Source organism: Kitasatospora sp. NPDC057738, assembly GCF_042798815.1.
GTDB classification, from domain to species: domain Bacteria; phylum Actinomycetota; class Actinomycetes; order Streptomycetales; family Streptomycetaceae; genus Kitasatospora; species Kitasatospora lactacystinica.
This window is the reverse complement of record NZ_JBHVJT010000086.1, coordinates 22,884-41,697: the sequence shown is the minus strand read 5'-3', so window position 1 is coordinate 41,697 and position 18,814 is coordinate 22,884. Positions and strand designations below refer to the sequence as shown.

The window sequence follows — 18,814 nt, the reverse complement described above, 5'->3', positions numbered from 1 at the left end:
GTCGAAGCGGCAGCCCTTACCAGAACTGGTCGCTGTCGAAGACCTCGTGAGCCGTTCGGGGTAAGGCTGTTCCCGTGAGCCCGTAAAACCGGTCGGCCCGTACGCCGGCCGACCCTTCGACCCGAGCCGCCGACGCCCGCGCGCGCCGCGAGGCCCGCAGGCCGGCAGGTCCGTCGCGCCGGGAGCGGCCGCCGCCCACCCAGCGGCAGCCGTTCCCGGGGCCGGCCGTTCCCAGCGTCCCTGCCCCCCACACCGCCCCGAGGACCCTCCCGTATGCGAACCCGCCCCCACCTCGCCGCCCTCGCCCTCACCGCCGCGGCCCTGCTGTCCGCGGCCGTACCCGCCGCCGCCCACGGCGACAGCGTCCACCTGGACGTCACCGGCCAGCAGAACGGCCGTGTCAGCACCGTCGCCACCTGGGAGAACGACCACGACCCGGTGACCGGGGAGTTCGCCGGCACGCTCCTGGCGACGGCCTCCGACGGCCGCACCGTCGGGCCCTGGCGCCTGGTCACCGTCCCCGGCCGCCCGGGGACGTACACCACCCGGGAGGTCCTCCCGGTCGGGCACTGGCGGGTGACGGTGGACTGCGCCTTCCCCGCCCTCGGGCACGGCGAGCGCGAGCTCGACGTCGACACCGTCGAGATCGCCGACCCGGCGCCCCCCACGGCGCTGTCCGAAACCTCGCCGCGGTCCGCCGGGGTGACCCCCGCCCCGCTCCGGGAGAGCACCGGCACGACGGGGACCACCGCCGCCCCCGTCTCCGCCCGGGAGGCCTCGCCCGGCCCCGCCCACGCGACCACCTCCGACGCCACCGCCTGGGCGGCCATCGGCACCGCCTGCGCGGCCGTCGTCCTGGTCGCCACCGGGCTCTGGCTGCGCCGTCACCGCGGCTGAGCCGCCCGGAAGCCGCCCGCCCCGGGAACGGGGACGCACCCGCCGTGGAACCGGCCGGGTGCGAACCGACGTCCCTTCCGGTCACCGGGCGCCACCGGGCGCCCGGACGACCGCAAGGGAGCGTCCGCGCATGAAGAAGGTCCTGATCACCGGCGGCGCGGGTTTCATCGGCAGCACCGTCGCCTCCGCCCTGCTCGACCGGGGGATCACCCCGGTCGTGCTGGACGACCTGTCCCGGGGCCGGACCGAGTTCGTCGCGGACCGGGTCTTCTACCGGGGCGACATCGCCGACGCGGCCCTGCTCGACCGGATCTTCGCCGAGCACCCCGACATCGACGCCACCGTGCACTGCGCCGCGAAGATCGTCGTACCGGAGTCGGTGGCCAAGCCGCTGTACTACTACCGGGAGAACGTCGCCAAGACCGTCGAACTCCTGGAGGCCCTCCAGCGCCACGGCTGCACCCGGGTCGTCTTCAGCAGCTCCGCCTCGATCTACGCCCCCACCCCCGACGCCCGGGTCGACGAGAGCAGCCCGGTCGACGCCGGGAGCCCGTACGCGCGCACCAAGCAGATGATGGAGCAGGTCCTCCAGGACTGGACCCGGGGCGAGGGCGCCGAGCGCCAGCGGGTCATCGCCCTGCGCTACTTCAACCCGATCGGCGCCGACCCGCAGCTGCGCACCGGCCTCCAGGACCTCCGGCCCACCCACGCCCTCGGCAAGCTGATCGAGGCGCACACCACGGGCACCCCGTTCACCGTGACCGGCACCGACTGGGCGACCCGCGACGGCTCCGGCATCCGCGACTACGTCCACGTCCAGGACCTCGCCGAGGCGCACGTCGCGGCGCTGCTCCGGTTCGACGAGGTGATCGCCCCGGGCGTGGCGGACCGCTACCGGGTGATCAACGTCGGCACCGGGGACGGGACCACCGTGCGGGAACTGATCGCCGCCTTCGAACAGGCCGTCGGCACCGGCCTGGAGGTGCGGGAGGCGGGCCCGCGGCCCGGGGACGTGATCGGCTGCTACGCCGTCGTGGACACCGCACGGGACCTGCTCGGCTGGCAGCCGCGGCGCGGCATCGCCGAGGGGGTCGCCGACGCGCTGGCCTGGCGGAGGGTCTGGTCCGCCCGGATCGGCGTCAGCTGACCGCCGGAGGCTGTCAGGCCACGGCCTCGCCGGACTTCGACCAGTTGTCGCGCAGCCGGTCGAGGTAGGACTGCGCCTGGGAGCCGATCTTGACGCCCCGGGCGAAGGCCAGCATGTTGCCCGCGCCCGCGTTGTAGCCGAGGGCGACCAGCTCGTCCCGGGTGAGCGGCACGCCCGGGCGGGCGGGCAGCTGCGCGGCGAGGTCGTGCAGGTGCCAGGCGGCCGCCTGGACGGCCAGGTTCCGGTCGTCCGGGAGCTCCTCCCACTGCCGGGAGGCGAACGGGCGGCCGGGCTTGGTGTCGTCGAAGGCGGCCCGGTGCATGTTGGCGATGCCGAACGAGGCGTCCGGCTTGCCGCGCTGCCAGGCCCGTTCGAGTTCGGGGTCGTGCGGCTTGTACGCCTCGTTGTAGAGGATCGCCATCAGCAGCTGCGGGTTGACCCCGGCCTCGGCGGCGTACTGGCGGACCGGTGCCGCGTAGTCGGCCGGGTCGTAGCGGCCCGAGGGCTTCGAGGGTTTCGACGGCGGAGCGGAGGAGCCGGCCGACGGTGCGGTGCCCGGGGAGGGGCCGGAGGCGGCGGTCGGGGAGGGGTCGGCGGAGGCCGCGCCGTCGTGGCCGTTGCCGCGGACGAGACCCAGTCCGGCCACCACCACGACGCCGATCACCAGCCAGCGTCCCCGGCCGGACCCCTTCTTCTCCTCGCTCACCGCTGCCGCCCCTCCCCGTTCGCTCGTGCGCCCGTTCGAGCGCCGTGCGGCTGATCGCTCCCTGCGGCAGGTTACTCGGCGGGCTTCTGGTCGCCGTCGAGGTTGCGCAGGAAGTCCTTCGCCTTCTCGACGCCGGTGTCGATCTGCCCGCTGTACTTGCCGTCCGTGCGGTCGTCGATCGCGTCGCCGACCTTGTCCAGGCCCTGCCCGATCACGTCGCCGTGCTCGCGGGCGAGGTCGGTGGCCTTGTCCGCGAGGTTCTTCAGACTCTCAAACATGGTGACGCTCTGCTCCTCTGATGCGTTCCTGATGGTGTGCCGACGTGGCGGGGATCGTGACCATCCTAACGACGGCCCACCAGGCGGTTCGTCGCCGCCGGGTGACGGCGGATGACTTTGCTGAAATGGGTTCGTATGCTCAGGCCATCTTCTACAGCGATGTAGAGGGTGGGGTCCCCGCCAGGACGCCACCAGGACCGAAGGCGTCCCGGCACGCGCGGCGGCGCGATCGCTCCGCCGCGGCCGCAACGATCGAGGGAAGTGCGCATGGCCGGTCAGCGGGCGAGAACGCCGTACCAGGACGCGGGACCGCGCACCGAGGACCGCGCCCTGCCCGCGCAGCGCTCCCGGGCGGCCGGTGCGGGCGGTCCCGGGAGCCCCGCGGCGCCCGGGGCGGCCCGGACACCGCGCCCCGGGGCGGCCCGCCGCCGCCAGCAGGCGCGTCGTCGCGGCGCGACGGCGGCCGTGCTCTCGGCGGTCGGGCTGCCGCTGCTCGGGGCGGTCGCGGACGAGGTCGACGGACCGGGCATCAGCCTCCTCTTCGCGGTGGGCTCGGTGCTCGGGACGGCGGCCGCCGCACTGCTGTGCAGCCGGGCGGGCCGGTGGTGGGTGGTGACGGCCGCGCCGGTCGTGGTGCTGCTCACCGCCTCGGGCGTCGAGTACCTCGCGCACCCCGGGACGTACCAGGGGAAGAACCTCGGCACCGGCGCGCTGCGCTGGGTGGTCGGAGCCTTCCCGGTGATGGCCGCGGCCGTCGCGGTGGCGTTCGCCGTGGTCGCGGTCCGCGCCGTGCCGACCCGCCGCCGGGTGGTGCCGCAGCGCCGACGAACCGGCCGGACGGCCGCCCCGGTCGGAAGGGGCCGCCGTGGCTGAGCGCGGCAGCAGCCGTACCGGCGGCCGCGGTCAGCGCGGTCAGCGCGGTCAGCGCGGGCAGGCCGCGCGCCGCGCCGCCGCCCCGCTGACCGTCGCCGGGCGCACCCTGGCCTGCACCGTCTCGGTCGCCGTGCTCGGCGCCAGCGGCTTCACCTGGTACGAGTACCGCAGCCTGGACGACGGCATGGTCAAGTCCTCCGCGCTGAGCGAGGCCAAGAAGAACGCCCCGCCGCACCTCGACAAGTCCGTCAACCTGCTGCTGATCGGCCTGGACAGCCGCAAGGACATGGACGGCAACGACCTGCCCAAGCAGTTCGTCGAGGACGAACTGCACGCCGGCTCCAGCGGGATCGGCGGGTACAACACCAACGCCCTGATCGTGCTGCACATCCCGGCCAACGGCGGCAAGGTCACCGCGCTCTCCGTCCCGCGCGACGACTACGTGCAGACCGTCGGCGCGGACGGGAGGATGCACAAGATCAAGGAGGCGTACGGCATCGCCAAGGAGGCCGCCGAGCAGAAGCTGGCCGGCAAGGGGCTCTCCAAGGCGCTGCTGGAGCGGCAGAGCCGCGAGGCCGGCCGCTCGGCCACCATCCAGACCGTGCAGAGCCTCCTGGACGTCCCGATCGACCACTTCGCGGAGGTGAACCTGATCGGCTTCTACGACATCGCCAAGGCGGTCGAGCCGATCCAGGTCTGCCTCAACCACCCGGTGGACGACCCGATCATCGCCCGGACCGCCACCCACGAGGGCGGCGGCACCGGCCTCAGGCTCCCGGCCGGGATCAGCTCCCTCAAGGCCGCGCAGGCACTCTCCTTCGTCCGCCAGCGCCACCACCTCACCAACGGCGACCTCGACCGCACCCACCGGCAGCAGGCGTTCCTCTCCTCCGTCGAGTACAAGCTCAAGCAGCAGGGCATCCTGAACGACCTCGGGCAGATGCAGAAGCTGTTCGCGGTGGTGAAGAAGGACGTGGTCATCGACAACGAGTGGAACATCCTCGACTTCGCCCAGCAGGCGCCCAACCTGACCGGCGGCAACGTGGAGTTCAACACCCTGCCGATCAGCGGCTTCAGGACGGTCGGCGGGCAGGAGGTCAACACCGTCAACCCGGACCTGATCAGGAAGATCGTCCGGCAGCTCTTCAACCACGAGCCGGCGCCGGCCCCGCCGGCCGCCGCGCCGCCCGGGGACGGGCCGGGCGAACCGGCCCCGTCGCCCTCCGCCACCCCGAGCACGGCGCCCAAGGCGCTGGTCGACGTCAACGCGGCCGCGGGGGCGGGCGCGGCGGCCGACGAGTCCAGGGCGCTGGCCGAACTCGGCTACCAGGCGGGCCGGATCGGCGACGCCCCGGCCAGGACCCGGGCCACCACCGTCGCGTACGGGTCGGGGGCCAAGGCCGACGCACAGCACCTCGCCGCCCGCTACGGGGTGAACGCCTTCTTCTCGTCGGCCGTCCCCGCGGGGCGCATCCTGCTCACCCTCGCCGTCTCCCGCACCCCCGCGCCGACGGCCGTCCCCTCGGCCGCCGCGGCCGGCGATCCCTCCGCCGACCCGGCGGCGGGGCTGCCGATGCAGGGGCCGGCGGTGAAGGCGGGCGGGATCCCGTGCGTGGACTGAGGCCCGGCCGGCGGCGGGGAGTTCAGCCCCGGCCGGGGCGGGTGTCCCGGAGCGGCTCCCGGTCGAGGACCTCGACGTACACGATCCGCCCGCCGACGACGTCCAGGACGAGCATGCCGTGGGCCGGCGAGAGCGGGACGCACCGGTGGTCCGGGCCGTAGGGCCGACCGTCCGGGCGCGGTTCCGTCCTGAAGCTCTGGCAGAAGCCGTCACCGCAGCCGCACTCGGCGACCAGCCGCAGGCCCCGGGCGGCGACGGCCGGTTCGTGCTCGCCCTCCTCCTCCAGGAGGTCGACCAGTTCGTCGAGCAGGTCCGGGAAGACCTCGCGGAGCAGCGGGTGCTGCGGCGCCGTCACGGGCGGGGCGCCTTCACGCCGTGGACGGCGGCGTACTCGGCGGCGAGCCAGGGGCCCAGGTCGTCGACCAGCTCGGTGAGGGCGGCCCGGTCGGCAGTGGTGGCGGCGGTGCGGGCGACGGTGACGGCCAGGCGCGCCTGGGCGGCCCGCTCGGGGTAGTAGCCGGCGAAGACCTCGGCGGAGGCGGCGAGGTCGCTGGTCCAGCCGCCCCAGCGGGGCATGACCAGGGTGAGGCAGCTGCGGACGAGATGGCGGGAGACGGCGCGGGCGAGGCGGCGCAGTTCGGCCTCGGGGTCGGCGGCGGTGTCGGCGGCGGCCAGGCGTTCGCGCCAGCGCGGCAGGAACAGGGCGAGGTCGCCGTTGGTCTCCCGGGCGAGCAGCGGGGTGGGGCGGTAGCGGGGGAGCCGGGCGGCGAGGTCCTCGCCGAGCAGCGGGGTGCAGAGACAGGCGACGAACCAGCCGAGGTCGTGGCGTTCGAGCTCGCTCAGCAGGGTGTCCGTGCCGGCGAGCACCACGCCGACCCCGTTCACCTGCGCGAACTCGCCGTCGAGCGCGGCTTCGAGGGCGTCCGCCCCGGCCCGGTCCGCGGCGGTGGGCTCGTGGTGCAGGGCGAGCAGCAGGTCGAGGTCGGAGACGCCGGGGGTCGCGGTGCCGCGCGGGACGCTGCCGTAGAGGTAGGCGCTGTGCAGCCGGTCGGGGCCGAAGGCCGCGGCGATCCGCTCGCGGGCGGCGGCGACCACCGGCGCGAACGCGGGCGGCACGCGGTCCAGCGAGCCCTCCCGTGCGATGCAGCCGTCCCGGTCCAGTCCCTGAGTGGTGGTCATGGGGGCACTCTGCCCCACCCCCACCCGTGGTGACCAGCGATTATCCGGCGGCCCGGCGGATTGTCAGTGGGGCGTGCAAGCATGCGACGCACACGAACACGAGAGGCGTGAGGGGATCGGCATGGGCACCTGGGACATCGGGCACTTCGACAACGACTCGGCGGCGGACTTCGGCGGCGGTCTGGACGACGCGGCGCCGGGCGAGCGCGAGGCGCTGCTCCGGTCCGCGCTGCTGTGCGCCGTCGGGTCGGAGGAGTTCCTGGACTCCGACGAGGCGGTGGAGGCGGTCGCCGCCGCCGCGCTGGTGGCGGCGCAGTGCCCGGGCGGGACGGCGGTGACCACGGCCTACGGGCCCAAGGAGCCGATACCGCCGCTCGCCGCCGAGCTGCGCCCGCTCGCGGTGGCGGCGCTCGACCGGGTGGTGGCGGCGGAGTCGGAGCTCGCGGAGCTGTGGGACGAGACGGAGAGCGGTCCGGCCTGGCGCGAGGGCATCCTGGAGCTGCGGGCGGTCCTGGCCGCGGCGGTGTCGGCGGACGCGCCGGTGGCCGGGAGCTGAGCGGGCCCGGGGCGATCGGCCGTCACGTGCGGGCCGCCGTCCACCAGTAGCCGAGCGCGGTGAGGCTGGTGGCGGCGCCGAGCAGGCAGACGGCCGTCCAGCCGCCGTGGTCGTAGACGACGGTGGACAGGATCGCGCCCGCGCCGCACCCGGCGGAGTAGAGCAGCATGTAGCCGGCGGTCAGGCGGCTCCGCGCCTCGGGGCGGAGCTGGTAGAGCAGGTGCTGGTTGGCGACGTGGAGGGACTGCAGGCCGTAGTCGATCACCACCATGGCGAGCACCAGCCACCAGACCGAGTGCGGCAGCAGTGCGGCCGGGAGCCAGCCGACCAGCATGGCCACCAGGCCGATTCCGGCGGTGCGTTCGGCCCGGCCGCGGTCGGCCTGACGGCCGGCGTACCCGGCTCCGAGCGCTCCGGCGGCGCCGGCGAGGCCGAAGAGCCCGATCTGGGTGTGGCTGAGGTTGAACGGCGGTGCGGCGAGCGGGAGCACCATCGGGGTGAGCAGCACGGTGACGGAGGTGAAGCCGAGCAGGGCGAGGACGGCCCGGGTGCGGAGCACGCGCTCCTGGGCGAAGAGCGCGAACACCGAGCCGACCAGGCGCGGGTAGCCGATCCGCTCGGCCGTGCGGTGCCGTTCGGAGGGGACGGCGGCCGCGACGGCGAGGGCCATGGCGGCGGTCGCGACGGCGGAGACGAGGTAGACGGCCCGCCAGCCGGCCAGGTCGCCGATGGTTCCGGCGACGGTTCGGGCGAGCAGGATGCCGATCACGATGCCGCTGGTCACGGTGCCGACCACGCGGCCCTGGTCGGCCGGGGCGGCGAGTTGGGCGGAGTGGGCGACGACCACCTGGGCGACGACCGCGAGGACGCCGACGGCGGCCATCGCGGCGAGCAGCAGCGGAGCGGAGGGGGCGAGTGCGACGGCGAGGAGGGCGAGGACGGACAGGCCGAGCTGGGAGGTGATCAGGGTGCGGCGGTTGACGAGGTCGCCGAGCGGCACGAGCAGCAGCAGGCCCAGGGCGTAGCCCGTCTGGGTGAGGGTGCCGACCAGGCCGATGGTCGCCGGGTCGATGCCGTAGTCCCGGGCGATCAGGTCGAGCAGTGGCTGCGAGTAGTAGACGTTGGCCACGGCGAGGCCGCAGGCGACGGACAGCAGCCAGGCGACGGCGGGTGACAGGCCGCGCGACGGGGCTCCGCCGGGGATGCCGGACGGGTCGGCGGTGGCGTCCGTGGCGGAGGCGGCGGAGGCGGTTGTGCGGGCGGGCGAGGTCATGGGCGGGGCTCCCTCGAACGGCACGGTGGTTTCAAAGTGCTACCGCGACACCATGGCATAGCCTGGTTTTAATAAGCAACCACGTCCTGGTCGGTAGGCTGGGCGCCGACCGGTGAGGGCTGAGAGGTGGGAGAAGTGCCGAAACGCACCACGCACGAGGAATCGGCCTGCCCGGTCGCCCGTCCGCTCGACGTCGTCGGCGACGGCTGGACGCTGCTGATCGTCCGTGACGCCTTCGACGGGCTGAGCCGCTTCGGGCAGTTCCAGCGGAACCTCGGCCTGGCCAAGAACATCCTGTCGACCCGCCTGGCCAACCTGGTCGCCAACGGGGTGTTCGACCTCGCGCCGGCCGCAGACGGCAGCCCGTACCAGGAGTACGTGCTCACGGAGAAGGGCCGCGCGCTGTTCCCGGTGATCACGGCGCTGCGCCAGTGGGGCGACCAGTGGTTCTTCGAGGAGGGCGAGCCCCGGGCGCGACTGGTGGACCGTGATTCCGGTGCGCCCGTCGCGCCGGTCGAGGTGCACGCGGCGGACGGCCGGGTGCTGGGCCCCGAGGACACGAGGGTGCTGCTGCCCTGAGGTGCGCCGCCGCCGCCACCGGACGGGCGGCGGCCGGAGGCGGGGAGCGGGGCGGGCGCCGGGTCGGCTCGCCGTTTCGCGGGCGGCCGGGCCGGGCGCGTCCGGCCCGGCGAGCCCTGTCGTCGGCTTCCGGCCGCTCCCGCCGCCCCGCTCGCCGCTCCCGCCGCCCCGTCCGTCGCAACAGCGGGTGTGCGGGGCGTCGCCGAGCGTGCCCGCCGGTCGTCGGTCACCCTGGAAACCTCACCGGGCGTCGGCCGGGAGCTCGATCGGGCCGATCGAGCCCAGGCCCGTCCCGGGCCCCGGAGCGACCCGCGAGCGACGAGGAGGCGACATGCAGCAGCCCACCACCCGGGTCGCGGGCCCGCCCGGCGCCGTACGCGGCTGGCTGGAGGCGCTCGCCGTCGTGCTGGCCGGACTGGTCACGATGGCGGCGGTGGCCGCGCTCGGCCTCTGGCTGGCCGGCGCCGACGACCTCCCGGACGGCGGCTTCCCCGCCGTGCTGGCCGCGACGCTCGCGCTCGCGGTCGGGGGAACCGTCCGGCTCGACGGCGGCGCGGGAGACTTCGCGGCCGTCGGGGCCGGGATCAGCGCGATGCCGCTGAGCGTCTCGGTGGCCGGAGCGGTCGCGATGGCCGAGGTGTTCCTGCGCGGGCTGCGCTTCCGCGCGGTCGCGAGCGGCGGTGAACTGCTCGGGCGGATCGGCCGGACGCTGCTGCTCTGGGCGCTCGCCCTGGTGCTGCTGACCCTCGGCGCCCGGCACAGCTTCGTCGTCCCGCTCGGCGGTGACCTGGCGGAGTCGATCGGCGGAGCGCTCGGGCTGACCCCGGAGGTCGGCTTCCACGCGGACGGCCCGACCACCGTCGGCATCGGGCTGGCCTGGCTGCTGCTGGTGCTCGCGCTCACCTTCGCGGTGTCCCGGCGGGCCCCGCTGCCGCCCGCGCTGGTGCGCCACCAACTCGCCGTCCGCCCGGCCGCCTCGGCGCTCTGGCTGGTCCTGCTGGCGTACCTGGCGATCGGTGCGGTGGCCGGGGTGCTGACCGCGATCGTGCACGGCGACGCCCGGCAGACCCTGGCCGTGGTGCTGCTCGCGCTGCCGAACCTGGCCTGGCCGGCCTTCGGCCTGGGACTCGGGGCCGAGTGGCACGGTCGGCTGGTCGGTACGCTCGGGCTACCCGTGCCCAAGGCGCTCAGCGCCGTGCTGCGCGCCCCCGAGGGCGGGCAGGCGACCGTCGACCTCGGCACCCTCGCGGAGCAGGGTGCCGCCAGCTGGTGGCTGCTGCCGCTGGCCGCCGTCCTGCTGCTCGCGGCCGCCTTCCTGGCGGCCCGCAGTGCGCCGCGCACCGTCCGGCTCCGGCAGCACGCCGTCCGGTTCGCGCTCGCCACCGCTGTCACTGTGCTGCTGGTGGGTCTGTGGAGCCGGGTGGACGCCGCCTACGGGCTCTCCGTGCTCGGCGTCGGCCTCGGCCAGGGCGGTCTGGGCGACCTGCTGGGCGCCGTGCTCGGCGCCGAAAACCCGCTGGCCGCGCTGGGCGGCGGCAGCCTCACCCTGCGCCCGGTGCTGTGGACGGCGGTGCCTCTCGCGGCGGGCTGGGGTCTGCTGACCGGTGCGCTCGGTGCCCTGCTCGCCACCCGGGTGCGCCACCGCGGCGAGCTGCCGGCGGATCCGCGGTGAGGGGCGCCGGGCGAGGAGCACGGAAGCGAGGGGCGGCGATCTCGGCGGCGAGGGGGCGCGGGGTGAGGTGAGGGGGCGCGGGATGAGGGACTGCGCGGACCGGCTCAGAACAGCCGGTGGCCCTGCACCCACATGGTCTTCCGCCCGTTGGCCCGGATCAGCCGCAGCTTCTTGATGCCGTCGTGCACGCTCGCGCTGAACAGCAGCGAGGGGCCGACGATCACGCCCGCGGCGGCCAGGGCGAAGAGCATGCCGAAGTTGTCGACCGCCTGGTCGTCGCCCTCCTCGACGGTCCGGCCGCCCAGCTGGATCAGCAGAGGGACGGTGACCAGCAGCGAGAGCACCAGCAGCCAGCCCAGCGCCCGGTGGATCCGCCGCTTGACCCGCGCCCTGGTGGCGGTCTCCACCCGGACGGAGAAGGAGCGCCGGCAGCGCGGGCAGATGACGCCGATCTCCCGGTCGCCGCCGGTGGGCCGGGGCGAGCCGCCCTCCGGCAGGTGGGCGATGCTCCAGTTGACCTTCGTCACGGAGGCTCCGTGCTCGACGCTCACCCGGCAGCCGAGGCTGACGACGTACCGGTCGCTGATCGGGATCCTGACCACTGCTGCCACCCCCAGCCTCCGCGACCGTCGCGGGGTAGGCGGATCGTAGCCCTTCCGGAGGGCCTCGAAACCGCTGGTGCGGCGTCAGAAAGCCTCGGCCAGAAGGATGATGGCCGCCGGGACGGCCTGACCGAGTGCGCCGCGCCACAGCTTCGGTTCCGAGGTGAACAGGGTGATCCCGCCCGCGACCATGAACGCGGCGACGTAGAGCACCACCGGTCGCCCGGCCCCCGGGTGCCCGGCGTGCAGCAGGACCAGTCCGGCGACCAGGCCGAGTGCCAGGAACAGGTTGTAGAAGCCCACGTTGACGCGCCAGAGCCGGACCTCCGGGGCGTCCGCCGTGCTGCCGGTCAGCACGCGGCGCACCCGTGGGTGTCCGTACAGGAAGCTCTCCAGCGGCCACACGATCAGGTGGATCGCCGCGGCGACCACGGCGAAGACCTGGCTCACGGCGTTCATGGCGGACGGCTCCCTCCTGGCGGGGCGGCGGAGGCGGGTGGGCGGTGGCGGTGGCCGGACGGTGACGCCGGGCGGCCGGAGCGGCCGGAGCGGCCCGGACGGGCGGCCGCGGCACCGCGGGCGGGCCGCTGCTCGCGCAGCGCCGGCGGCGGGTCGTCGAGGTGGGCCCGGGCCGGTCCGATCGGGGGCGATCCGGTGCCGGTGACCCGTGCGGGGGGCGGCGCGGCGGGTGCGCCGGGGCGCTTTCCCATGGTGCGCATTCTATCGCCGGTGCGGTCGCCGCGGCGGTCGAAGAGCCCTTCCGGAGTGCGGGATTGGACTGGACCACTTCCTCCGCGCACCACTATCGTTCGGCGTGCCCGCGGATCGCGCGCCGCCGGAACGCGTCGCGCGTCGCCGGAAGTCGTCGAGTGCTTCGGAACGGAACCCATGAGCATCTGGCCGCAGTTGCGAAGATCCAGGACCGTCCGGGCCGGGCAGGCCACCGGCCGGGTGCTGCGCTGCGGACTGATGGACACCATGCTCGCCGACCTCGCCGTCTCGGTCGCGCTCTGCTTCGAGCACCCGCTGGACGACGACCGGCTCGCCGCCGGGCTGGCCCGTGCGCTGGAGCGGGTGCCGGTCTTCGCCGGACGCCTGCGCACCGTCGAGGGCGTCCTGGAGGCGGTCTGCGACGACACCGGCGTGCCGTTCGAGGTCTACACCGTGGAGGGCACGCTCGCCGAGGCGATGGGCCGGGTGACGGCGCCCGGCTCCGAACTGGTCGCCCCACTGGACGCCCCCGCCGCGCGTGACGGCGGCGTACCGCTGCTCACCGTACGGGTGACCCGCACGGCCGACGGCGGCACGGTGCTCGGCTGCTCCTGGCACCACGCGATCGGCGACCTGCACAGCTTCATGCTGCTGCTGCGGGCCTGGTCCGCGGCGGTCGAGGGGGAGCCGCTGCCGGAGGCCGAACTCGTGGACGACCAGGACGAGTTGCTGGCCGAGGTGCTCCCCGCCGAGGACTGCGGCCGGCCCGGCTTCCGGCTGCCCTCGGCGGAGGAGGCGGAGCTGCTGGCCCGCGAGGTGGCGGCCGGACCGCGCGCCAACCGGCTCGTCCAGATCGCCTTCACCGATGCCGAACTGGCCCGGATGTGCGAGGAGTTCGGCGCGGTGGCCGGGCGCCGGCTCTCCTCCGGGGACGTGCTCTGCGCCCACCTCCTGAGCACCCTGCGGGAGCTGGACGGGGACGAGGCCGAACGGATGCTGACGGTGCCGGTCAACGTGCGCCGCTGGCTGGGCCTGTCGCCCGCGCTGATGGGCAACCTGCTGAGCGAGGTCCATCTGCCGCACCGGCCGGAGGACGGGCCTGCGGCGCTGGCGGGCGCGCTGCGCACGGCGCTGGAGGAGTTCCCCGCCGTGCACCTCAACCTCCGCGCCAACCTGTGGTTCCTGGCGACCCTCGGCCGCGCGCGGCTGCGCGACTGCGTGCCGCTGGGCTTCGACCCGGCGGCACGCCGGTTCAGCTTCTCCAACTGGAGCGGCTTCGGTGCCTATGCGGTGGGCTTCCAGGGGAGGTGCCCGGTTCTCTTCAGCCCCGCCGCCAACTATCCGATTCCCTGGGTCTGTTGGACGGTGGAAGGGTTCCGCGGCGAGGGCCGGCTGGCCACCGTGGTGCTGCCGGCCCGGCTCGCCGCCCGGGTACGCGGGGCGGAGGGCCGGGCGGCGTTGCACCGCTACCGGCGGGCGGAGGATCAGCCGCCCGCGTCGGCGGCCGTCCTGCCCAAGGTGATCTAGGTGATCCGGGGTCTGTCGTGAAGGACTACTGGAAGGACTGCTCGATCGCCGTCCACAGGCCGAGCCGGGCGCGCAGCGCGGTGCGGACCGTCTCGGCGCAGGAGTCCCACTTGTCCTGGTCGTCGCCGCACAGGTCGATCAGCATCTGCATCGCCATCGGGGTGTGCTGCTCGCCGTCGACCTCGATGTGACGGGCCAGGTAGTCCTTGAAGACGGTGAGCGTGTCCTCGGGGTCGTCGATCCGGATGACCTGGGCGAACATGTCCGGGATCAGGTCCTCGCGGCCGAAGGCGAAGGCGGCGGCCCGGCAGTGCACCGGCGCGTTCTCCACGATCGACCAGGTGGTGGAGGTGAAGTCGAGGGCGGCCTGCGGAACTTCGGCCTTCTTCAGGGCCTCCGGAACGGTGCTGCCGGCGCCCAGCAGGGCCAGGAACTCCTCGATCGGGCGCGGGTCGGCACCGGCCAGCCGCATGCCCTCCACGTACAGCTCGAAGTGGCTGGTGTAGCCCTCGCCGAGCTCGTCGCTCTCCTCGACCAGGACGATCTCGTTGATCAGCCGGCGGCTGGCGGTCGGGCCGTTCGGGACCCACGGCACGTCCACACAGGTGAGGTCGCGCTGGAGGCTCTTGAGCAGCGACATGAAGTCCCAGACGGCGAACACGTGGCTGCCGAGGAAGGTGCGGACGCGCTCGATGCCGGTGAGCGAGCGGTACACCGAGTGCTCGACGACCTCGCGGCGCAGCGGGTCGATGGCCTGCTGAAGGCTGCTCAGGCCGGGGTGCGAACGGTCCCAGTGGTAGCGGTTCGTGGACAATGCGACTCCTTGGTGGGCTCGTTGGACAGTCAACGGGTCTACGGGGGTCTTGCGCGATCATCGTACGGTTTCTGGCGCGTACTCGTCAGTGATCTTTGTGATTCGATGCCGAACAGTTCGTGGGCGGGTGCGGTCAGCGGTGCTTCAGCACGAGGCCGAGCGCGTGCCGCAGCTGCTCGCGGCCGGGCTGGACGGCGCGGTCCAGGGCCGGGGCGAAGGGCAGCACGGCGCCGTCCGGGCGGGTGATCCGGCGGGGCGGGGCGATCAGGCGCATCTCCTCGGCGGCGGTGGCCAGCACCTCGGCGCCGAAGCCGCAGCTGCGGTTGGAGTCGTCCAGGACGACCAGGCGCCCGGTGCGCTCCAGCGAGTCGGCGAGCGCCTGCCAGTCGAAGGGGTACACCGTGCGCGGGTCGAGGACCTCCACCGAGACGTCCGGCGCCAGCTCCTCGGCGACCGCGAGGGCGTCGTGCACCAGGTGCCCGAGGGCGACCACGGTGACGTCGGTGCCCGGCCGGTGGATCCGGGCCCGGCCCAGCGGGACGGGCGCGAGGTCCCAGGTGACGGTCTCGCGCACCGGCATCGCGGCGGCGGGCGCGAACACCACGACCGGGTCCGGGTCGCGGATCGCCGAGCGCAGCAGCCCGTAGGCGTCGGTCGGGGTGGCGGGCACCACGGTCTTCACCCCGGCGTGCGCGAACAGGCTGTACGGATGGTCGGAGTGCTGCCCGGCCCAGCCGTCCCGGGAGCCCGAGCCGGGCACCAGGCAGGTCAGCGGGACGGCCGCCTGGCCACCGGTCATCAGTGAGAACTTGTGGGCCTGGTTCACGAGTTGCTCGAAGACCAGGAACAGCAGGGACGGGATCTGGAACTCCAGCACCGGACGCCGGCCGGCCAGCGCGGCGCCGACCGCCATCGAGGTGAAGGCCTGTTCGGACAGTGGGGTGTCGACGATCCGCCCCGGCCCGAAGCGGTCCAGCAGGCCGAGGGTCGGCCCGGCCAGACCGGCGCCGATGTCCTCGCCGAAGACGCAGACCGCCGGATCGGCGGCGAGTTCGTCGGCCAGCGCCCGGTTGAGCGCCTTGGTGTACGAGAGCCTGGTCACGGTGTCACCCCCGCCCGGGGCCGCAGCCCGTCGGCGTACAGGTGGTCCAGCGCCCCCGCCGGGTCCGGGTGCGCCGAGGCGAGCGCGAACTCCTCGGCGGCGGAGAGCTGTTCGGCCACCGCGCGGTCCAGGTCGGCGACCGTCGCGGAGTCGAGCAGGGCGGCGGCCCGGGGGAGCGGGTCGCGCTCGCGCCAGGCCCCGACCTCCTCCGGGGAGCGGTAGCGCAGTTTCATCCGGCGTTCCATGGTGTGGTGGCCCTCGTAGCGGTAGGTGCGGCAGACCAGGAAGCCGGGTCCGCGGCCGGTGCGGGCCCGTTCGACGGCGCACAGCGCGGCGGTGCGAACGGCCTCGGTGTCCATGCCGTCCACCTCCTCGGCGGGGATGCCGAAGGCGGCCGCCCGGCCGGTGGCGCTGCCCGCGACGGCGGTGGCGGCGGGCAGGGTGGTGGCGTAGCCGTTGTCCTCACAGACGAACAGCACCGGCAGACGCCACATCGCGGCGAGGTTGAGCGACTCCAGCAGGACGCCCTGGTTGAGCGCGCCGTCGCCGAAGAAGGCCACCGCGACCGGGGTCCGGCCCGAATCGGGCCGCCCGGCGACGGGACCGTCGGCTGTCACCCGTTCGGCCGCCGACCGTTCGGGGGAGGAAGCGGCCCGGGCCGCCCAGGCGGCGCCGACGGCGATCGGGGCGCCGGCGCCCACCATGCCGTTGGCGCCGAGGATGCCCAGCGCGAAGTCGGCGGCGTGCATGGAGCCGCCCCGGCCACCGTTCGATCCGTCGACCCGCCCGAGGAGCTCGGCGAGCAGCCGGTGCGGCGCGGTGCCCCTGGCGAGCACGTGGCCGTGGCCGCGGTGGGTGCTGGCGAGCCGGTCGTCGGGGCCGAGCGCCGAACAGACGCCCACCGCGACGGCCTCCTGCCCGATGTACGGGTGGATGCCGCCGGGGATCGCGCCGGACTTCACCAGGCCGAGCGCCAGCTCCTCGAAGCCGCGGATCAGCCGCAGCATCCGGTAGCGCTCGGCGGGGGTGTCCAGCGGGGCGGGGCGGGCCTGCGCGCCGGGGCGGGCCTGCGCACCAGGGCGGGCCCGCACATCGCGGCGGGCCCGTGCGTCGGGGAGGGCCTGCGCGCCGGGGCCTTCCGGCGGGCCGGCGCCCTCGTCGGTCGTGCGTGCGGGAGCGGTCACGGCCGTCCCCGCCAGATCGCCGGGCAGAACAGCGGGTCCGCGTAGTCCGGCCGGTCGTCGTCCGTGCGGCGCACCAGGACGTCGTGGTTGTACACCACCGGCTCGCCGTCCGGCCGGTCGTGCCGGCGGTACTCGTTGGCGCTGTCCTGGAGGTGCAGCGAGATCGCCCGGCGCGGGTGGGAGGCCAGGTTGGGGCCGCTGCCGTGGTAGGTGCGGCAGTGGTGGAAGGACATGTGGCCGCGCGGGATCAGCATCGGCACCTTCCGCACCCGCTGCCCGTTGTGGGCGGCGTTGGCGGCCAGGATGTCCTCCAGCTCGGAGCCGTCGCGGTCGGCGAAGTGCCGGGTGGAGTCCTCGCCGGAGGGCAGCTCCCGCCAGCGGTGGCTGCCGTCGACCATGGTGATGGTGCCGTTCTCCTCGCGGCAGTCGTGGAACGGGATGAAGGCGGTGAGCATCTCGTCCGAGGTGCAGGTCTGCCAGTAGTGCTTGTCGAAGTGCCACGGCACCCGGTTGCTGGGCTCCTCGGGCACCGGGGGCTTGTAGATGAGCGTCGACTGGAAGATCCGGATCTCCTCGGTTCCGGCGAGCAGCGCGGCCACCGCGCCGATCAGCGGCTTGCGCAGGACCGCGCCGATCGCGTCGCTCTCGTAGTGCACGTAGTCGTTGTGCCGCTGGACCGGCCCGTCCTCGGGCCGCCAGGAGGCCAGCCGGGGCGGCCGGGCGGGCAGCTCGCGGTCGCGGTGGCCGGCGTAGTACAGCTCGGTGGCGGCCTGGAGGGTGTCCAGTTCCTCGTCGCTGAACAGCCTGCGGGAGAGGTACCAGCCGTGCTCGCGGTAGTGCGCCACCTCGTCGGGGGTGGGCAGCAGGGCGAGCTCGGCCTCGGTGAGCCGGAACTCGGAGGCTGCGGCCATCGGGAGGGCCTCCTTCGGATGCGCGGGGGAGGGCCGGTCGGCGGCGGTGGGCCGGGCGACGGCTGCGGGCCGGTCGTCGGCGGTGGGACTGTGCCGTTCGACGGCCTCGTAGAGGGCCTTGATGTTCGCGGTGCCGAAGGTACCCGCTCCCTGCCGTTCGATCAGTTCGAGGAAAAAGGTGCGCCGGGGGTGTGTCGAACGGGCGAAGATCTGGAACAGCTGGCCGCCGTGGTCCTGGTCGACCAGGACGTGCAGGTCGCGCAGGGTCGCCACCGGGATGGCCGTCCCGCCGAAGCGCTCGGTCAGGGCGTCGAAGTAGGCGTCCGGGGTGCTCAGGAACTCCACGCCGCGCTCCCGGGCGGTCCGGACGGCGCCGGTGATGTCGCGGGTGCTGAAGGCGAGGTGCTGGACGCCGGCCCCGCCGTGGGCGGCGAGGAACTCGTCGATCTGGCCGGGGCGGCGGGTGGTGTCGGGCTCGATCAGGGTGAAGGTGACGCCGCCGGAGGCGCTCTGCACCACCTTGGAGTCCATCGCCTGCTCGCCGACCTCGATGTACTCCTCGAAGATCGTGCGGAAGCCCAGGGCCGTCTCGCAGAACCGCACGGCGTCCGCGAGCGTGCCGGCCGGCAGGCAGATCGCGACGTGGTCGAGGTCCTCCAGCAGGCGGGGCTCCGGGGTGGGCCCGGCGTCCGGCAGTGGCACCAGGCGCAGTGCGGTGTCGCCGAAGCCCTCGATCAGGGCGCCGGCCCGGTCGAGCACCCGGGCGCCGTGCCGCTCGGCCCGTTCCAGCGCGGCGGCCGGGTCGGCGCAGCCGAGCGCGAGGACGGCCACGCCGTCCCCGTGCCGGGCGACGTACTCGGCCACCGGGTGCTCCGGGTCGGGGGCGGAGGTCAGCCGCAGCCGGATGGTGCCCTGGCGCAGCCCGACGGTGCGGGCGCCGTCGGGCGCGGTGGCCGGGGCGTCGACGGTGAAGCCGTGGTCGGCGCGGAGTCCGGCCGCGGTCTTGTCGGCGTCCGCGCAGTGGAACTCGACGTGGGTGATGGTCTGGATGGACAACGGGATCTCCCCCCGGAGGGAACGGTGGATCGGGGATCGGCGCGCGGGCCGCCGCGCGGCGGTGGGCGGCGGGCGGTCGCCGACGGGCGGCGGCACCCGGCCGGCGGCACTCGGGCCACCGCCGGC

The 18,814-nt window shown here is 74.6% G+C and carries 20 protein-coding genes; 8 read left to right on the top strand and 12 right to left on the bottom strand.

Annotated elements, in window-relative coordinates:
- The first annotated feature begins 273 nt into the window (after window positions 1–273).
- Together ACFVGO_RS33920 and galE are read left to right on the top strand one after the other, a co-directional pair.
- Entirely contained in the window at window positions 274–897 is a 624-nt protein-coding gene (locus tag ACFVGO_RS33920; protein ID WP_380635960.1) for a hypothetical protein, read from the top strand.
- Between the two features lie 130 nt (window positions 898–1,027).
- Window positions 1,028–2,044, top strand: coding sequence for a UDP-glucose 4-epimerase GalE (gene galE, locus ACFVGO_RS33915; RefSeq protein ID WP_359902616.1), 1,017 nt, complete (start codon window positions 1,028–1,030; stop codon window positions 2,042–2,044).
- A 13-nt stretch (window positions 2,045–2,057) separates the two neighbouring features.
- Here the strand turns inward: galE and ACFVGO_RS33910 are convergent, their stop codons facing one another.
- Complete coding sequence (locus tag ACFVGO_RS33910; RefSeq protein ID WP_380351349.1) at window positions 2,058–2,750, bottom strand: lytic transglycosylase domain-containing protein; 693 nt, start codon at window positions 2,748–2,750, stop codon at window positions 2,058–2,060.
- Window positions 2,751–2,821: 71 nt separating this feature from the next.
- The gene (locus ACFVGO_RS33905; RefSeq protein WP_359902610.1) at window positions 2,822–3,028 is read right to left on the bottom strand and encodes an antitoxin; all 207 of its coding nucleotides are present in this window, start codon (window positions 3,026–3,028) and stop codon (window positions 2,822–2,824) included.
- A gap of 267 nt (window positions 3,029–3,295) precedes the next feature.
- On the opposite strand from ACFVGO_RS33905, the gene ACFVGO_RS33900 reads away from it, so the two are divergent.
- Both ACFVGO_RS33900 and ACFVGO_RS33895 read left to right on the top strand, forming a co-directional pair.
- Entirely contained in the window at window positions 3,296–3,901 is a 606-nt protein-coding gene (locus tag ACFVGO_RS33900) for a DUF6542 domain-containing protein (RefSeq protein WP_359902608.1), read from the top strand.
- The gene (locus ACFVGO_RS33895; RefSeq protein ID WP_359902605.1) at window positions 3,894–5,522 is read left to right on the top strand and encodes an LCP family protein; all 1,629 of its coding nucleotides are present in this window, start codon (window positions 3,894–3,896) and stop codon (window positions 5,520–5,522) included. Before ACFVGO_RS33900 ends, ACFVGO_RS33895 begins: the two co-directional genes overlap by 8 nt.
- A 22-nt stretch (window positions 5,523–5,544) precedes the next feature.
- On the opposite strand, the gene ACFVGO_RS33890 is transcribed toward ACFVGO_RS33895, so the two are convergent.
- Together ACFVGO_RS33890 and ACFVGO_RS33885 are read right to left on the bottom strand one after the other, a co-directional pair.
- Window positions 5,545–5,877, bottom strand: a complete 333-nt coding sequence (locus ACFVGO_RS33890; RefSeq protein ID WP_359902602.1) for a hypothetical protein — start codon at window positions 5,875–5,877, stop codon at window positions 5,545–5,547.
- Complete coding sequence (locus tag ACFVGO_RS33885; protein WP_380635956.1) at window positions 5,874–6,701, bottom strand: nucleotidyltransferase domain-containing protein; 828 nt, start codon at window positions 6,699–6,701, stop codon at window positions 5,874–5,876. The genes ACFVGO_RS33890 and ACFVGO_RS33885 overlap by 4 nt, the downstream gene beginning before the upstream one ends.
- A gap of 121 nt (window positions 6,702–6,822) precedes the next feature.
- Here ACFVGO_RS33885 and ACFVGO_RS33880 point away from each other — a divergent pair, with 121 nt between their 5' ends.
- The gene (locus tag ACFVGO_RS33880; RefSeq protein WP_380351344.1) at window positions 6,823–7,257 is read left to right on the top strand and encodes a DUF4259 domain-containing protein; all 435 of its coding nucleotides are present in this window, start codon (window positions 6,823–6,825) and stop codon (window positions 7,255–7,257) included.
- A 22-nt stretch (window positions 7,258–7,279) separates the two neighbouring features.
- On the opposite strand, the gene ACFVGO_RS33875 is transcribed toward ACFVGO_RS33880, so the two are convergent.
- The gene (locus ACFVGO_RS33875) at window positions 7,280–8,530 is read right to left on the bottom strand and encodes an MFS transporter (RefSeq protein ID WP_380635953.1); all 1,251 of its coding nucleotides are present in this window, start codon (window positions 8,528–8,530) and stop codon (window positions 7,280–7,282) included.
- Window positions 8,531–8,665: 135 nt separating this feature from the next.
- Between ACFVGO_RS33875 and ACFVGO_RS33870 the strand changes: the two genes are divergently transcribed.
- Window positions 8,666–9,109, top strand: coding sequence for a winged helix-turn-helix transcriptional regulator (locus ACFVGO_RS33870; protein ID WP_380552351.1), 444 nt, complete (start codon window positions 8,666–8,668; stop codon window positions 9,107–9,109).
- 331 nt (window positions 9,110–9,440) lie between these two features.
- A complete protein-coding gene (locus ACFVGO_RS33865; RefSeq protein ID WP_380635951.1) occupies window positions 9,441–10,781 on the top strand; it encodes a streptophobe family protein in 1,341 nt (446 codons plus the stop codon).
- 104 nt (window positions 10,782–10,885) lie between these two features.
- Here the strand turns inward: ACFVGO_RS33865 and ACFVGO_RS33860 are convergent, their stop codons facing one another.
- From ACFVGO_RS33860 to ACFVGO_RS33850, 3 genes are all read right to left on the bottom strand, one after another.
- Window positions 10,886–11,392, bottom strand: a complete 507-nt coding sequence (locus tag ACFVGO_RS33860; RefSeq protein ID WP_359902585.1) for a hypothetical protein — start codon at window positions 11,390–11,392, stop codon at window positions 10,886–10,888.
- Window positions 11,393–11,467: 75 nt separating this feature from the next.
- A complete protein-coding gene (locus ACFVGO_RS33855; RefSeq protein WP_359902582.1) occupies window positions 11,468–11,842 on the bottom strand; it encodes a DUF1304 domain-containing protein in 375 nt (124 codons plus the stop codon).
- Window positions 11,839–12,093, bottom strand: coding sequence for a hypothetical protein (locus tag ACFVGO_RS33850; protein WP_380635948.1), 255 nt, complete (start codon window positions 12,091–12,093; stop codon window positions 11,839–11,841). The genes ACFVGO_RS33855 and ACFVGO_RS33850 overlap by 4 nt, the downstream gene beginning before the upstream one ends.
- A 178-nt stretch (window positions 12,094–12,271) precedes the next feature.
- Between ACFVGO_RS33850 and ACFVGO_RS33845 the strand changes: the two genes are divergently transcribed.
- On the top strand, window positions 12,272–13,621 hold the full coding sequence (locus ACFVGO_RS33845) for an acyltransferase (protein WP_380635946.1): 1,350 nt from the start codon (window positions 12,272–12,274) through the stop codon (window positions 13,619–13,621).
- Between the two features lie 25 nt (window positions 13,622–13,646).
- Here the strand turns inward: ACFVGO_RS33845 and ACFVGO_RS33840 are convergent, their stop codons facing one another.
- From ACFVGO_RS33840 to hppD, 4 genes are all read right to left on the bottom strand, one after another.
- Window positions 13,647–14,435, bottom strand: coding sequence for a DUF3050 domain-containing protein (locus ACFVGO_RS33840; protein ID WP_380351337.1), 789 nt, complete (start codon window positions 14,433–14,435; stop codon window positions 13,647–13,649).
- A gap of 133 nt (window positions 14,436–14,568) precedes the next feature.
- Window positions 14,569–15,537, bottom strand: coding sequence for an alpha-ketoacid dehydrogenase subunit beta (locus tag ACFVGO_RS33835; protein ID WP_380635944.1), 969 nt, complete (start codon window positions 15,535–15,537; stop codon window positions 14,569–14,571).
- Window positions 15,534–16,721, bottom strand: a complete 1,188-nt coding sequence (locus ACFVGO_RS33830; RefSeq protein WP_380635942.1) for a thiamine pyrophosphate-dependent dehydrogenase E1 component subunit alpha — start codon at window positions 16,719–16,721, stop codon at window positions 15,534–15,536. Before ACFVGO_RS33830 ends, ACFVGO_RS33835 begins: the two co-directional genes overlap by 4 nt.
- Window positions 16,718–18,688 carry a 4-hydroxyphenylpyruvate dioxygenase gene (hppD, locus tag ACFVGO_RS33825; protein ID WP_359902566.1) on the bottom strand — a complete coding sequence of 657 codons (1,971 nt, stop codon included), beginning with the start codon at window positions 18,686–18,688 and terminating at the stop codon, window positions 16,718–16,720. The genes ACFVGO_RS33830 and hppD overlap by 4 nt, the downstream gene beginning before the upstream one ends.
- Window positions 18,689–18,814 lie beyond the last annotated feature (126 nt).

Bases quoted from the DNA above. Each gene is read 5' to 3' on its own strand.
- ACFVGO_RS33920 (WP_380635960.1), top strand. From the start codon at position 274: ATGCGAACCCGCCCCCACCTCGCCGCCCTCGCCCTCACCGCCGCGGCC.
- galE (WP_359902616.1), top strand. From the start codon at position 1,028: ATGAAGAAGGTCCTGATCACCGGCGGCGCGGGTTTCATCGGCAGCACC.
- ACFVGO_RS33905 (WP_359902610.1), bottom strand. From the start codon at position 3,028: ATGTTTGAGAGTCTGAAGAACCTCGCGGACAAGGCCACCGACCTCGCC.
- ACFVGO_RS33900 (WP_359902608.1), top strand. From the start codon at position 3,296: ATGGCCGGTCAGCGGGCGAGAACGCCGTACCAGGACGCGGGACCGCGC.
- ACFVGO_RS33885 (WP_380635956.1), bottom strand. From the start codon at position 6,701: ATGACCACCACTCAGGGACTGGACCGGGACGGCTGCATCGCACGGGAG.
- ACFVGO_RS33880 (WP_380351344.1), top strand. From the start codon at position 6,823: ATGGGCACCTGGGACATCGGGCACTTCGACAACGACTCGGCGGCGGAC.
- ACFVGO_RS33875 (WP_380635953.1), bottom strand. From the start codon at position 8,530: ATGACCTCGCCCGCCCGCACAACCGCCTCCGCCGCCTCCGCCACGGAC.
- ACFVGO_RS33865 (WP_380635951.1), top strand. From the start codon at position 9,441: ATGCAGCAGCCCACCACCCGGGTCGCGGGCCCGCCCGGCGCCGTACGC.
- ACFVGO_RS33855 (WP_359902582.1), bottom strand. From the start codon at position 11,842: ATGAACGCCGTGAGCCAGGTCTTCGCCGTGGTCGCCGCGGCGATCCAC.
- ACFVGO_RS33850 (WP_380635948.1), bottom strand. From the start codon at position 12,093: ATGGGAAAGCGCCCCGGCGCACCCGCCGCGCCGCCCCCCGCACGGGTC.
- ACFVGO_RS33845 (WP_380635946.1), top strand. From the start codon at position 12,272: ATGAGCATCTGGCCGCAGTTGCGAAGATCCAGGACCGTCCGGGCCGGG.